The organism is Cobetia sp. 3AK, from assembly GCF_029846335.1.
In the GTDB taxonomy this organism is placed as follows: Bacteria; Pseudomonadota; Gammaproteobacteria; order Pseudomonadales; family Halomonadaceae; genus Cobetia; species Cobetia marina.
Genome location: NZ_JARWKR010000004.1, coordinates 244394 through 259048 on the forward strand (window position 1 = coordinate 244394; position 14655 = coordinate 259048).

Here is a 14655-nt window from a genome sequence, read left to right on the forward strand (position 1 = left end):
GGGCGAGGCTCAGAGCCGCAGCAACTGCCACTCTCTGCGTTGCCAGATGGCACTGAAGACAAGAGAGTTGAAGATTCGATACCCGAGCTGAGTGCACCAGATGGCCAGCAATCCACCCTCCAGATGCACCCCGAACCACCAGGCAAGCGGGAGGAAGAGCAGCCATTGGATGGCCAGGGTGGCGGTCATGACCGTGCGATTGGCACCAGCCCCGAGCAACGCCTGAGCCAGCACGATGGCCGCGCAGTCCATGATGATCATCACGGCGGTCAGCTGTAACGGGAGCTTGCCCAGCGCGATCAACTCCGGGCGATGCAGGAAGAGGCCCAGCACGCTTTCCGGTGCCGCCCAGAGCGGCAATCCCAGCAGCATGAGGCAAGGCAGGGCGATGCGCACCGTATCCCATCCCCAACGATGGGCATCTTCATGGTGATCGCGCCCCAACGCCTGGCCCACCAGACTCATGGCCGCCAGCCCCAGACCGACTCCGGGCAGAATGAGCAGCAGGGAGAGATTGACCAGCACATGACCCACCGCCACGCTGGCCGCGTCGATCCTGCCCAGAATCCAGAACAACACGGCATAGCCCGCCGCAAACCACAGCTGCTGGAAGGAATGGGGCACCGCCAGCTTGAGCAGCGTCAGGTAGTGTCCCAGTGGCGGCCAGGCATGCAGTACGCCATGTTGTCTGCGCTCTCCCAAGGTCGCCTGCACCCACAGGCCCAATGCCACGAAGAGGGACAGTGTCGTACCGGCACCTGCACCATCGGCGCCCATCCTGGGGGCGCCATAGAGTCCATGGATCAAGATGATGCTCAACACCACATTGATCAGCTGGGTGATCAACATGATGCGCAGATAGATACCGGTGCGCTGAAGTCCATTCCAGAATCCGCGGAAGCAGAATGCCATGGCGACGGGCACGATGCCGGCGACGCGCCATTGGAAGTAGGAGGTGGCCGTTGCGTGGACTTCAGGCTGGTCATTGATCAGACGAAGCAAGGTGTCTGCCCAGTGATGGCAGGCCAACATCACGGGAATGCCCACCGACAATGCCAATATCAGTCCGGCATTCAGCCCTTCGCCGCAACGTTCGGGGGCAGATTCTCCCAGCCGTCGAGAGGTCTGGGCCTGCACGGCGGATGACAGCCCGAAGATCAAGGCCGTGACCATGAACATGGCATAGCCCCCGACTCCGACTCCCGCCAGCGCCGTCTCACCAAGCTGTCCTACCAGGGCGGCATCGATCAGATTGAGAAGGCTCTGCGACAGCATGCCACCGATGATGGGCAGTGCCAGCTTCAGAATTCTCAGGCTGCGTTGGCGTTCAGGCAACATCACGCACGCCCCATCGCCGGTGAATACCGCCGCCGGCAATCACCAGAGTCACCTTCAGACGATGCCGCCGCGCAGGGCAGGACAGACGGGATGGATGCGCAGAACAGGGACACAGACGGCTCGCAGGTCAGAGGGCAGGGAAGGACAAAGGAGGCCATTATAGCGTGAGGTGTCACAGGCAGCATCCGATGCATGACGCTGACCGAGACTCTGCTGAGTCAACCAGCCCCACGCAAAAGGGCACCTGCGCTGGCAGGTGCCCTTTGCATGATCATGCGAGATACGCTTGCCGGCTGTCGGCAAATCTTCGTACGACCTGATCTAGCTGGCGTTGTCCGGATCGTAGCTCAGTACCGGTGACAACCAGCGCTCCATTTCGGCGAGTGGCATGCGCTTGCGCTCCGCCAATGACAGCACCTGGTCCCGGGTGATCTTGCCGGTGGAGAAGTACTTCGACTCAGGATGGGCGAAGTACCAGCCGGAAACGGCGGCGGCCGGCCACATGGCGAAGCTCTCGGTCAGCACCATGCCGGCATGCGTCTTAGGTTCGAGCATGCGGAACAGCGTGGCCTTCTCGGTGTGGTCCGGACAGGCCGGGTAGCCGGGCGCCGGGCGTATGCCCCGATACCGCTCGGCGATCAGTGCCTCGTTGTCGAGCACTTCTTCGGCGTCATATCCCCAGAACTCCTTGCGGACACGTTCGTGCAGGCGCTCGGCAAAGGCTTCGGCGAGACGATCCGCCAACGCCTTGACCATGATGGCGTTGTAGTCATCGCCAGCCTCCTCGTACTGTCTGGCCAATTCATCCGCCCCATGCCCGGTGGTGACGGCGAAGCCACCGATCCAGTCCGGCTTGCCACTGTCTCGGGGAGCGATGAAATCGGCGAGGCTGTGACAGACGCCGTCGCGGTTCTTGGTCATCTGCTGACGGATGTGGTGGAGGTGCTCGATGACGTGAGTACGCGACTCATCGGCATAGACCTCCAGGGTATCGTCGTCGACACAGTTGGCTGGCCAGAAACCGATGACCCCACGTGCGGTCAGCACCTTCTCATCGATCAACTTGCGCAGCATTTCTCTGGCATCGGCGAACAGGGCACGCGCGGCGTCTCCGACTACCTCATCCTGCAGGATCTTCGGATACTTGCCTGACAGCTGCCAGCTCATGAAGAAGGGCGTCCAGTCGATACGCTCGACCAGTTCGTTGAGATCATACCCATCGAAGACCTTGAGGCCCGTGAAACTTGGCGCCGGCGGCGTGTAATTCTCCCAGTCAGGCTGGAAGCGGCGCTTGCGCGCCTGGGCATAGTCAAGGTCCGCAGCCTTCGGGCGTCGTTTGGCATTGCGCTCACGCACCACGGCATACTCGCTGCGCACCTGATCGACGAAGTCGGGCTTGAGCTCGGGTGACAGCAGACGAGACGCCACGCCCACGGCGCGCGACGCATCGGTGACATAGATGACCGGATGCTCGTACTGTGGCTCGATCTTGACCGCCGTGTGCGCCTTGGAGGTGGTGGCGCCCCCGATCAGCAACGGCAACTGCATGCCCCGGCGCTGCATTTCCCTGGCGACGCTGACCATCTCGTCCAGTGATGGCGTGATCAGGCCCGAAAGCCCGATGATATCGGCCTTCTCGTCGATGGCGGTCTGCAGGATCTTTTCGGCGGGTACCATCACGCCCAGATCGATCACCTCATAGTTGTTGCACTGAAGCACCACGCCGACGATGTTCTTGCCGATATCGTGGACATCGCCCTTGACGGTGGCCATGACGATCTTGCCCTTGGCCTGGGTCTCGCCGCTCTTCTCGGCCTCGATGAAGGGGATCAGGTGGGCGACCGCCTGCTTCATGACGCGCGCCGACTTCACCACCTGGGGCAGGAACATCTTGCCCGCACCGAACAGATCACCGACCACATTCATGCCGTCCATCAAGGGGCCTTCAATGACCTCGATGGGGCGCGCCGCCTGGATCCGCGCCTCTTCGGTATCTTCCTCGATATGCGTGGTGATGCCCTTGACCAGCGCGTGCTCGATACGCTTGTTGATTGGCCAGCTGCGCCACTCGAGATCTTCCTTCTTCTCGCCAGTACTGCCATCACCCTTGTACTTGTCGGCAATGTCGAGCAGACGCTCGGTACTGTCATCACGACGATTGAGCACCACATCCTCGACGGCCTCACGCAACTCATCGGGTAGATCATCGTAGAGCGCCAACTGGCCGGCGTTGACGATGCCCATGCTCAAACCCGCCTGGATGGCGTGATAGAGGAACACGGAATGGATCGCTTCACGCACCGGGTTGTTGCCGCGAAACGAGAAGGACACGTTGGAGACACCACCGGAGATCATCGCATGCGGCAGGTTGGCATGAATCCAGCGTGTCGCCTCGATGAAATCGACACCGTAGTTGTTGTGCTCCTCGATGCCGGTGGCGACGGCAAAGATGTTGGGGTCAAAGATGATGTCCTCGGCCGGGAAGCCGATATCATCGACCAGCAATCGATAGGCGCGCTCGCAGATCTCGATCTTGCGCTCATAGGTGTCGGCCTGTCCGACATCATCGAATGCCATGACCACCACGGCCGCGCCATGGCGTCGACAAATCTGCGCCTGGTGACGAAAGCTTTCCTCGCCTTCCTTGAGCGAGATGGAATTGACCACCGCCTTGCCCTGGATGCACTTGAGCCCCGCCTCGATGATGTCCCACTTGGAGGAGTCGACCATGATCGGCACCCGCGAGATATCCGGCTCCGAGGCGATCAGATTCAGGAAGCGCACCATGGCCTCCTGTGACTCCAGCATGCCTTCATCCATGTTGACGTCGATGACCTGCGCGCCGTTCTCGACCTGCTCGAGAGCGACTTCCAACGCGGTGGTGTAATCCTCTTCCTTGATCAGGCGACGGAAGCGCGCGGAGCCGGTGACGTTGGTACGCTCACCGACATTGACGAACAACGAGTCCGGCTGGATGTTGAAGGGCTCAAGCCCCGACAGGCGGCAAGCTCTGGCGATCTCGGGCACCTTGCGGGGCGCGCATTGATCCACCACACCCTTGATCGCGCGGATATGTTCCGGCGTGGAGCCACAGCAGCCACCGATGATGTTGAGCAGACCCTCCGAGGCGAAGGTTCGGATGATCTCGGCCATCTCGTCCGGGGTCTGGTCGTACTCGCCGAATTCATTGGGCAGGCCGGCGTTGGGGTGCGCGGAGACAAAGGTATCGGCCTTCTCGGACAGCTCACGCAGATAGGGGCGCAGCTCCTCGGCGCCAAGAGCACAGTTGAGGCCGATGCTCAGCGGGCGAGCGTGGCGTACCGAGTTCCAGAAGGCTTCGGTGGTCTGGCCGGACAGCGTGCGTCCCGAGGCATCGGTGATGGTGCCGGAGATCATCACCGGCAGGCGCGGGTGACCCTCGTCGAACAGCTCCTCCAGGGCGTAGATCGCCGCCTTGGCATTGAGCGTGTCGAAGATGGTCTCGATCAGGATCAGGTCCGCGCCGCCCTTGAAGAGCGCCAGCGCAGCTTCGCGATAATTGTCGCGCAGGATATCGAAGGTGACGTTGCGCTTGGCGGGGTCATTCACGTCGGGGGAGATGGAGCAGGTGCGGCTGGTCGGGCCGAGCACCCCGGCGACGAAGCGCGGGATGCCGGTCTCGGCGGCCACATCATCGGCCGCCTTGCGCGCCAGTCGCGCCGATTCGAGATTGATCTCGTACACCAACGCCTGCATGCCGTAATCGGACTGCGACAACTGGGTCGCATTGAAGGTGTTGGTCTCGACGATATCGGCGCCGGCCTCGAAATAGGCGCGGTGGATCGCTTCGACGATATCCGGGCGTGTCAGGGCCAGCAGGTCGTTGTTGCCCTTGATGTCACTGGGCCAGTCGGCGAAGCGTTCACCGCGGAAGTCTTCCTCTTCCAGCCCATAGCTCTGCAACATGGTGCCCATGCCACCATCGAGGATCAGGATACGCTCCTGCAGCGCCTGTCTCAGCGCGTCAGACAGGGGCAGGGAATAGGGAACAGGGGGGTGGGCTTGCGCCATGACGGACTCCAGCGTACGTGACTTGTCGCGTTGTTTCCCGGACGTGTGACTCTGTTTGCCAAGCAAGGACTTTGCCAGGCAAGCCACACGCCACAGGCGCGAACTCATTGCTATTGGGAAGCTCTGGTGAAGGATCCGCTCGCGGCATCCTCGCCTTGCCAGATGTGGCTATCGTATCAGACCTCAGAATCGTCACGATGAGCATGATTCATGCGCAACATGAGTGCTTTAGGAAAGCCCACCCGGGAGTGGCCGCGCCCATGGCGCCAAACCCGAGTGATTTGCTCAGGATTGCGAGTGCAGCAGGATTTCCTTAACATGGAGCCATTAGTCACCTGACATCAAGAGAGTCTCTGCGCCATGAGTGAGAGCATCCAGATTACCGATAGCGCCCAGGAGTATCTTGCCGAGCTGCTCGAGAAGCAGAACGTGGAAGGCATCGGCGTGCGCATCTTCATCACCCAGCCGGGCACTCCGTATGCCGAGACGTGTCTTGCCTACTGCCGCCCGGGAGAAGAAGAGCCGACGGACGAGATTCTGGATCTTCCGAAGCTGAAGGTCTATCTCGACACCCACAGCGTTCCGTTCCTGGAAGAGGCGACGGTCGACTTCAATGCGGATCGCATGGGCGGCCAGCTCACCATCAAGGCACCGAATGCCAAGATGCCCAAGGTCAATGCAGACAGCCCGCTGGAAGATCGCATCAATTACATCCTCTACAGCGAGATCAATCCGGGCCTGGCGGCACACGGTGGTGAGATCAAGCTGATGCAGCTGACCGACGACCAGGTTGCCGTGCTTCAGTTCGGCGGCGGGTGCCAAGGGTGCTCGGCCGTTGACCTGACGCTCAAGGATGGCGTGGAGAAGACGCTTCTGGAGCGCATCCCCGAGCTCGCCGGCATTCGTGACGTGACCGATCACACCGATACGACCAATGCCTATTACAACTGATTCATTGACGTGATGCCTCAAGGCGCCTGTCGATGGCCTGCGATGTCCCGTCCAGCTTGATCAGATGAAGATCCTCCATCGCGTTGCGGTGGGGGATCTTTTCATTGGGAAGCTGGTACCGGGAGCAACCCCGCGTAATACATCCGAGTATTAGGATTTCTGGTATTGTGAAGATGCATGCTGCTGATGGCGCCTACGCTGACGCCTCATGACGGCTTGCCCGATGACAGTATCCACCAGTGAAGAGACCGCCATACATGACCCTGGCCAACATGCGCTTTCGTACCATCAACATCATCATCTGCGGACTCTCCGCACTGGCAGGGCTGGTGTTGCTGGTCGTGTTGGCTTTCATCACCCGCAACGTGTCAGAACTGGAAACGGACTGGCACGAATATCAGCAGGCACGTTCCGACAAGCCACGCCTGGAGAGCCAGCTTACCAAGTCGATGGGCTTCGGCGGGATGATCCACGACTTCAAGAATCTGGTGTTGCGACATGATGAGGCGTTGATTCCCGAGATCCAGAATGAAATCGGCGCAGCCCGCAGCGCCTTGTTCCGCTACCAGAGTCTGGGGATCAGTCAACAGGAAGAAGTGGCCCTCCATGGGCTGAACGAGACGCTGGACCGTTACGACGCCATGGTACTGAAGGTTCGTCAGCTGATGGCCACTGATGAGTCGGTTCGCGAGATCGACCGACAAGTCGTCGTGGATGACTATCTGGCCGTGTCCGGGCTGGACACCCTGCGCAGCGTCGCCATACGTGAATCCCGTGACAATGCCAATCCGCTGGAAGATGGCATGGGCAAGGCGCGCCTGGTCGCCAACCTGCGTCGGGACATGGGGTACGGCGAGATGATCCACCACTTCAAGAACTATGTTCTGCGCGGGGACGCCATCTATGGACAGCAAGCCGCCCAGGACATCCAGTCGCTGCGTGAGACGCTTGCGGCCTACCGCGAGATGGGCATGAACGTGGCAGAGCAGCGTGCGATCCGCGATATCGCCAGTGTCATTCAGGCCTACAGCGAGCGCCTGCTGACGATCAGTCATCTACATGATGAGCAGCCCGGCATGTCAGCCAGTGAGCTTGACGCCCGCGTCAAGGTCGACGACGCCCCAGCGATCGAGGGCCTTGCGGTCCTGGATCATCAAAGCGATCAACGCGTCGCCGCCACTTCGGCGGCGGTCGGCAAGACGCTCAAGCTGCTGGCGACGCTGGCCCCTATCGTCAATGGCCTGGCGCTGATCATGATCGCCGTGCTGATCGGGCTTTCCATGTGGCTGTTCGCTCGCTATGTGCTCAAGCCGATTCGCCGCCTCACGCAGACGATGAACACTCTGGCCAATGATGATGTCAGCGTGGTGATCGACAGTACTCAGCACACCAATGAAGTCGGCCAGATGGCGCGTGCGTTGCAGAAGTTCAAGTACAACATCATCGAAAGCAACAACTACAAGAAACGCATCACTCAGCTGGCAATGCATGATTCCCTGACAGGCCTGCCCAATCGTCAGCATTTCTATGAGAGAAGTGAGCAGTGGCTGGCTGATGTCAATGAAGAGGGCGGTCAGATGGCCTGTCTGATGCTGGACATCGACAAGTTCAAACCCATCAATGACACCTATGGTCACGCGGCTGGTGACGTCGCCCTCAAGGTGATCGCGGAGAGGCTCAACCAGGTGGTGCGCAAGGACGACTTCGTCGCACGTCTGGGCGGCGATGAATTCGTGGTACTGGTCCACAATGCCGACATCCAGGCAAATCTGGGGCGCCATGGTGAACTTGCCCAGCTGGCACAGCGCATCATCGATTCATTGGGCAAGCCTTTCCTCTATGAAGACCACAAGCTGGAAGTGGGGTGCAGCATCGGTATCGCGATCGCGCCGCAACACGGCAATCAACGTGAAGCGCTGACTCACAATGCCGATATGGCGCTATATGCTGCCAAGAATGAAGGCCGCAACTGCGCCATCCAGTTCAGTCGCCACGATGAACTCGGGCAGATCGTGGCGTCCTCCTCCAGGCGAGCCGCTTCCTCGACGGCCGTGAAACGCTGACCTGCCGCTCGGGCACACGTGCGAAGGGGATCTGCTGACATCGTCAGAGACCGCATGTGACGTCTTCACGATGCCTGCCGCGACGGCATCTCTTCATACCCTTTCTTCTCCATATGGCGCCTGCGGGCGCCATATGTCGTTCTGCTGTCAGTGACGCTTTGCACTCAGGCACGGCTGGCGATAGAGGATGGAGGATGGAGGATGGAGGATGGAGGATGGAGGATAGGGACATGGCATGACTGGCGTCTGCGCGGTGGGCGGAGGCGTGGCGATTGCCCCGTGGAGCGGCTCATGCGATGGGGTGATAAACGATAATTTCCCGTTATGTATGAGCGCTTCGCAAATAAACTATGGTTTGCAAGACTCATAACGGTTTGTTATGGTTTATAGCGAATTCGCCAACTGCGAAATAATCTATGAAAACCATGACAATGACTTCCACGATTCAGGGCCTTGCCCACCACACCCATGATGCCGTGATCAACCGCGCCACGACGCCGCTGTTCATCCGTCAGCCGACCACTGATGACGGCTGGGGCATCTATGAGCTGGTCAAGGCATGCCCGCCGCTGGACCTCAATTCAGGGTATTCGTACGTTCTGCTGGCAACCCAGTTCCGTGACAGCTGCGCCGTGGCGACGGATGAAGAGGGTGAGGTGGTCGGCTTCGTCTCGGGCTACACCCGCAATGATGCCCCGCAGACCTTCTTCCTGTGGCAGATCGCCGTCGGTGAGAAAGCCCGCGGGACCGGCCTGGCACGTCGTCTGATCGAAGCCGTGATGAAGCGCCCGGAGATGGCGCATGTGCGCCACCTCGAGACCACCATCACACCTGACAATGAAGCGTCCTGGGCGCTCTTCACGCGTCTGTCCGAGCGCTGGCAGGTCCCCCTGCATTCGCGTGAGTATTTCTCCTCGGATCAGTTGGGCGGCGTGCACCTCGCGGAGAACCTGGTACGTATCGGTCCGTTCCTGCCGAGCGATATCTGAGCCAGCCAGGGTGTCTCAAGACGCCATGGAGAAGTCTCGGGTGAGGCGGCGTCACGATTCTCGTGTCGGACCTCGAGGAGAATCACGTCTCACCCGCTGGATGTTCATGACAGGAAAGTCGTGACATCACTTGTCGACCCCCAAGTCATCGTGTGCAAGCGGGTCAGTGTCATTCGTTGAATCGTCTTTACATTCTGGCATGGCCGCCAGCGCTTTCACCGCGCCGAGCATGGCCATCCATCACCAGGGAGGTGACAGCATGAATACGCAGATACTCGAACAGATGGAATCCGAGGTACGCACCTATTCTCGTTCTTTCCCGACCGTCTTCACCAAGGCGCAGAATGCCCACCTGTTCACCGAAGATGGCAAGCGCTACATCGATTTCCTGGCCGGCGCGGGCGTGCTCAACTACGGGCACAACCACCCGGTACTCAAGAAGGCATTGATCGATTACATCAGCAGCGATGGCATCATCCATGGTCTCGACATGTGGACTTCCGCCAAGCGCGACTTCCTGGAAGCTCTGGAAGAAGTGATCCTCAAGCCGCGTGGTCTGGACTACAAGGTCCACTTCCCGGGGCCGACCGGTACCAATGCCGTCGAAGCCGCCATCCGTCTGGCGCGCAAGGTCTCGGGCCGTCACAACATCGTGTCGTTCACCAACGGCTTCCATGGCGTCACCATGGGCGCCCTGGCCACGACAGGCAACGCCAAGTTCCGTGATGCAGCGGGTCTGCCTGCCCAGGGCGCACAGTTCGTGCCCTATGATGGTTACATGGGCGAGGGTGTCGACACTGTCGCGTATCTCGACAAGCTGCTGAAGGACTCCTCCAGTGGTCTTGACCGCCCGGCAGCCGTACTGGTCGAGACCGTACAAGGCGAGGGTGGCATCAACCCGGCCTCCATCGAATGGCTGCAGCGTCTGGATGCCCTGTGCAAGGAGCACAAGATCCTGCTGATCATCGACGATATCCAGGCGGGTTGTGGTCGCACCGGCAAGTTCTTCAGTTTCGAGCATGCCGACATCGTTCCGGACATCGTCTGCAACTCCAAGTCACTGTCGGCCTCTGGCGTGCCGTTCGCGATGGTGATGATGCGTCCGGAGCTGGATGAGTGGAAGCCGAGTCAGTACAACGGCACCTTCCGTGGCCATGCACTGGCCTTCGTGACCGGCGCCGCTGCACTGCGTCACTTCTGGAGCGACAACAAGTTCGAGCGCGACATCCAGCGCAAGGGCCGTATCGTCGAGGAGCGCTTCCAGAAGATTGCCGCCAAGGCGCGTGAAAACGGCTTCGCGGCGCACGAGAAAGGTCGTGGCTTGATGCGCGGTATCGATGTGGCGTCAGGTGAACTGGCAGATGCCATCACCTCACGTTGTTTCGAGCAGGGCCTGATCATCGAGACCAGCGGTCACTCCGGGCAGGTCGTCAAATGCCTGTGTCCGCTGACCATCCGTGATGAAGACCTGCTGGAAGCCCTCGACATCATCGAGGAAAATGCGGCAGCCGTCCTGCGCTGAGTCTCTGCGGTATCGGGCGCTGGTCACGTGATCGGCGCCCGTTCTTCCCTGGCCCGCCATGGCGCGGGTCATCTCATGCGATTCCTGGCCCTTGTCACCTGTCACCGAAGAAGGCGCTCATCGTTCTGCGTCGTGGCTGTTTCGTGTTCAAGCGCCATTGCCTTCATGTCACTGCGGGAATCGCCATCTGTCAGCTGTCGAGTCATGACAGCGCCCAAATGAGGAGAAGTTGATGATCGTTCGCAATCTCGAGGAAGCCCGCAAGACGGATCGTCTGGTCAAGGCCGAGAACGGCAACTGGGACAGCACTCGTCTGCTGCTCGACGAAGATGGTGGCAAGTGCTCCTTCCATATCACCCGTATCTTCGAAGGTACCGAGACCCATATCCACTACAAGCACCACTATGAAGTCGTGTATTGCATGGAAGGTGAGGGCGAGGTGGAGACACTGGCGGATGGCAAGGTCTGGCCGATCAAGCCGGGTGACGTCTATATCCTCAATGAACATGACGACCACCTGCTGCGTGCTACCAAGACCATGCATCTGGCATGTGTCTTCACGCCGGGCCTGACCGGCAAGGAAGTCCACCGTGAAGATGGCTCCTACGCACCTGCCGAAGCCTGAATCCGCGTCACGAACCGCGAGATCCATGGCCTGACCACACTAAGCCCCCGCAGCCAAGCTGCGGGGGCTTAGTGGTATGTGGGAGCAGGGCGCGCGGCTCCATATTGCATCACGAATATTCGAAAGTTTACCGTTTAATTGACCAGAGGCGCTAAGTCTCCCTTCGCGATGCAGGCAACGATAAGCTGAATGGTGTCCGTGTCACTCAGATGAGATCCTCGCCAATGGCCATCCCCCCACACAACGCGTCTGTCAGCCCACCCGCCATTGCGGCAGGTGGGCGTCCCGGGTTCATGCCAGCAGCCCCTCATCCTCGCGAACAGGAGCGAATCGATAGCCTGCACGCGCTTCACGTACTGGATAGTGAGCATGAAAAGCGTTATGACGACCTGACGCGCCTGGTCGCGGATATCTTCGATGTCCCCATCTGTCTCGTGTCACTGGTGGACGAGAATCGCCAATGGTTCAAGGCCCACTGCGGTATCGATGCACGTGAAACGGGGCGTGACCTGGCCTTCTGCGCCCACGCTCTCCATGAAGAGCGCTACCTCGTCGTCAACGACGCGAGCAAGGATGAACGCTTCCATGACAATCCCCTGGTCACCGGCCCGCCATATCTCCGATTCTATGCCGGCGCCTTGCTGCGAGACAGTTCAGGATTGCCATTGGGCACCTTGTGCCTCATCGATCACACACCACGTGAGCTGAGTGCGCCTCAACTCGAAAGGCTGGGACGCTGTGCCATGCTGGTCGAAAACGAGCTGATCCAGCGCGACAGCCTCCTGACGGAACGAACGCGTGCCACGCTTCAGGCCAGCATTGACCCCATTACCGGCTACAGCACACGACGACGTTATCTTCAGACATTTGCCCATTGGATGGAAAACCGAGGGAGTGAAAGCTACCAGGCCATCATGCTCAAGGTATCGGAGGCAGAACACTGGCGTCACCATCAGGGCGAGGTCTTCCTCCAGGAGGTGATGCAGTCACTGTCCAGCCAGATCAATGAAAGCTTCGATGATGAAGACGTCATCAAGGGTCGTCTGTGCAGCGATACCTTGATCATCCTGCTGCCTCAGCGGCAGTCTGTCAGCGGGATGCGTTGGCAGCGTTTCATCACTCAGCCCTGGCTGATGCATCTTTCCAGTGCTCTGAGGCCCAAACTCCTGGTCGCAACGGCCACCTTCACCCCCGAGGGAGCCACGGCCCATGAGCTTGTCGAACTTCTCGAGGAGGAACTTGCCAGTGCGGCGCATTGGGCACCATGTCAGCAGAATCTTCAGGTCGCCGATCTCAGCAGCAATGTCACCCTTGCCATCGCATTGGGTGATCGCTTCGCCCGGGCCTTGCGAGACAATGAGCTCAGCCTGCATGCGCAGCCGATCCTGGATGTCCGGACGAGAAAGGTGTGCGGCATGGAGATGCTGCTGCGTTGGCAGGTTCAAGGGCGCTGGGTCACCGCGAACCAGATGTTGCGCATGGCTGAGCGCGCAGGCCTTGGCGAAGAACTGGATACCTGGGTGTTGCGCCAGACGTGCGCCATGGTCAGTCGTTGGCAGTCGCAGCGCTCCACGGAGTCTCTCGGAGTGCCGGTATCACTGAATCTCTCGGCGAAGCGCCTGATTGACAGTGAATACGCCGAGACATTGAGACGCATCCTGCGACTTTACCGCCTCAAGGGGGAGCATCTGCGCCTGGATCTCACGGGCTGCGAACGCTTCGCGGAGACACCAGAGGCACTGATTGCGGCAATGACCTCGTTGACCCGTGACGGAGTATCCTTCTGCATTGATCGGTTTGGCCGGGAAAATGCCAATCTGCGTCTGTTGAGCCGGATGCCGGCGGTAGCCGTCAAGCTGCACCCACGCTTCATGGCACCTCAGCAGCATGAGCCGGATCAGACTCGTTTGATCAAGGCATGGACCTGTGCGATGAAAACGCTGGGACTGGTGCCCATCGCGGTAGGTAGCAAGCGAGTTCAGCAGCTATCGGAGCTTGAGTCTCTCGGCTTCGATCAGGTTCAGAGCGATGCCTTCGGGCAGCCTGCGCTCCCGGAAGATAGCTATGCCCAGTGGCTTGCCGAGACACATTCGCCCTTGCACAAGCGCCTCTAGCGGCCGTTCTCACAGGGACAGCGCTGAAAGGCGAGGGTGATGGTGGCAAGCTCGATGCCCAGTTTGCGCATCGAGGTGCGATTCAACACGCGTCCGTCTGGTTGCAGATACATCCAGTCATCCATGTTGAACTCCCAGACACTGCCATCGATGGGAACCTGCAGGACATATTGCATGCGAAAGGCATGGCCATTGCTGGCTGCCGTGGCTTCTCCGGTCACGTCAGCTGCCGTGCCGCGCCACTGACGGTCACCCGTCGGGATGAAGGTCCATTGTCGATGCTGCGTCTCGCCATCGCTGTAGCGAAAGTTCTCGTCGAGGGTCAATCGTCCATCCTGCCTGGTGCCCTGTAGGTCCACCACGAAGCGTCGAGTCACTTCACCGGAACGATCCTGAACCATTCCCCAGCCTCGTGTGTGCCCGAGGAAGTACTCGTCGATTCTGAACTCGGGACCGGAACCGGCATAGGTATCGATTGAGGGGCTGCTGCAAGCCATCAACAGACTTGCCGAGGAGGCCAGCAGGGTGATCAGACCGAGGGGGCGCAAGCGGGAGCGAATCATCGACATTCTCGACAAGCAAACTTGTACTGATACTATGCAGTGATTCTACAAATAGCAATTTGGATGTGTCTCGACGCTTGCAGTGGATCGTCAACGCAGGCGTGATGTCGAATTCGCACAGGTTCGTATAATATATATTATGTTAAATCGAGTATTCGAGAAGCCCAGACTCACGTCTCACAGGACCCGCCCTGACGATCATGCTGCCTGTCATGTGTTCGCTGTGCATGACCGATACCCGCCATGCTGAACCACAACTCGAGTGCCTGATGTCCTGAAAAGTTCAGCAGCATGTCTGCCTGTCGTCAGCTGACGTCAGTGATTGGTCTTCTTCTGCCCTTGTGTCACGACCAGCCCGTTGAGAACAGACTTCGCCACTGAGGTCTCCAGTGCTCCCGCCGATCATCCGATGACTTGTGACACCCACCACAAGGTGCACT

The 14655-nt window shown here is 59.6% G+C and carries 9 protein-coding genes; 6 read left to right on the forward strand and 3 right to left on the reverse strand.

Annotation, left to right across the window (positions count from 1 at the left end; all coding sequences use genetic code 11):
* Nucleotides 1–9 precede the first annotated feature (9 nt).
* The gene (locus tag QD228_RS07675) at nt 10–1338 is read right to left on the reverse strand and encodes an MATE family efflux transporter (protein ID WP_271302559.1); all 1329 of its coding nucleotides are present in this window, start codon (nt 1336–1338) and stop codon (nt 10–12) included.
* Between the two features lie 321 nt (nt 1339–1659).
* The gene (metH, locus tag QD228_RS07680) at nt 1660–5388 is read right to left on the reverse strand and encodes a methionine synthase (protein ID WP_279875017.1); all 3729 of its coding nucleotides are present in this window, start codon (nt 5386–5388) and stop codon (nt 1660–1662) included.
* A gap of 360 nt (nt 5389–5748) precedes the next feature.
* On the opposite strand from metH, the gene nfuA reads away from it, so the two are divergent.
* The 6 genes from nfuA (at nt 5749) to QD228_RS07710 (ending at nt 13652) form a co-directional block, all read left to right on the forward strand.
* Entirely contained in the window at nt 5749–6339 is a 591-nt protein-coding gene (nfuA, locus tag QD228_RS07685; RefSeq protein WP_077376371.1) for a Fe-S biogenesis protein NfuA, read from the forward strand.
* 257 nt (nt 6340–6596) lie between these two features.
* Nucleotides 6597–8402 (forward strand): diguanylate cyclase, encoded by a 1806-nt coding sequence (locus tag QD228_RS07690; protein ID WP_084208674.1) that lies wholly within the window; start codon nt 6597–6599, stop codon nt 8400–8402.
* Between the two features lie 431 nt (nt 8403–8833).
* Nucleotides 8834–9391, forward strand: a complete 558-nt coding sequence (gene ectA / locus QD228_RS07695; protein WP_077376377.1) for a diaminobutyrate acetyltransferase — start codon at nt 8834–8836, stop codon at nt 9389–9391.
* Between the two features lie 259 nt (nt 9392–9650).
* Complete coding sequence (gene ectB, locus QD228_RS07700) at nt 9651–10913, forward strand: diaminobutyrate--2-oxoglutarate transaminase (protein ID WP_065392487.1); 1263 nt, start codon at nt 9651–9653, stop codon at nt 10911–10913.
* A 232-nt stretch (nt 10914–11145) separates the two neighbouring features.
* Nucleotides 11146–11538, forward strand: coding sequence for an ectoine synthase (locus tag QD228_RS07705; protein ID WP_065392486.1), 393 nt, complete (start codon nt 11146–11148; stop codon nt 11536–11538).
* A gap of 293 nt (nt 11539–11831) precedes the next feature.
* Nucleotides 11832–13652: an EAL domain-containing protein gene (locus QD228_RS07710; RefSeq protein WP_279875018.1), complete on the forward strand. Its 1821-nt coding sequence runs from the start codon at nt 11832–11834 to the stop codon at nt 13650–13652.
* Here the strand turns inward: QD228_RS07710 and QD228_RS07715 are convergent.
* On the reverse strand, nt 13649–14215 hold the full coding sequence (locus tag QD228_RS07715; RefSeq protein WP_279875019.1) for a DUF3833 domain-containing protein: 567 nt from the start codon (nt 14213–14215) through the stop codon (nt 13649–13651). The genes QD228_RS07710 and QD228_RS07715 overlap by 4 nt on opposite strands.
* Nucleotides 14216–14655: the final 440 nt, after the last annotated feature.

What these genes read in the sequence shown, in the direction of transcription:
- QD228_RS07715 (WP_279875019.1), bottom strand. Translation starts at nt 14,215, where the DNA reads ATGATTCGCTCCCGCTTGCGCCCCCTCGGTCTGATCACCCTGCTGGCC.
- metH (WP_279875017.1), bottom strand. Translation starts at nt 5,388, where the DNA reads ATGGCGCAAGCCCACCCCCCTGTTCCCTATTCCCTGCCCCTGTCTGAC.
- QD228_RS07705 (WP_065392486.1), top strand. Translation starts at nt 11,146, where the DNA reads ATGATCGTTCGCAATCTCGAGGAAGCCCGCAAGACGGATCGTCTGGTC.
- QD228_RS07710 (WP_279875018.1), top strand. Translation starts at nt 11,832, where the DNA reads ATGCCAGCAGCCCCTCATCCTCGCGAACAGGAGCGAATCGATAGCCTG.
- nfuA (WP_077376371.1), top strand. Translation starts at nt 5,749, where the DNA reads ATGAGTGAGAGCATCCAGATTACCGATAGCGCCCAGGAGTATCTTGCC.
- ectA (WP_077376377.1), top strand. Translation starts at nt 8,834, where the DNA reads ATGACTTCCACGATTCAGGGCCTTGCCCACCACACCCATGATGCCGTG.
- ectB (WP_065392487.1), top strand. Translation starts at nt 9,651, where the DNA reads ATGAATACGCAGATACTCGAACAGATGGAATCCGAGGTACGCACCTAT.
- QD228_RS07690 (WP_084208674.1), top strand. Translation starts at nt 6,597, where the DNA reads ATGACCCTGGCCAACATGCGCTTTCGTACCATCAACATCATCATCTGC.
- QD228_RS07675 (WP_271302559.1), bottom strand. Translation starts at nt 1,338, where the DNA reads ATGTTGCCTGAACGCCAACGCAGCCTGAGAATTCTGAAGCTGGCACTG.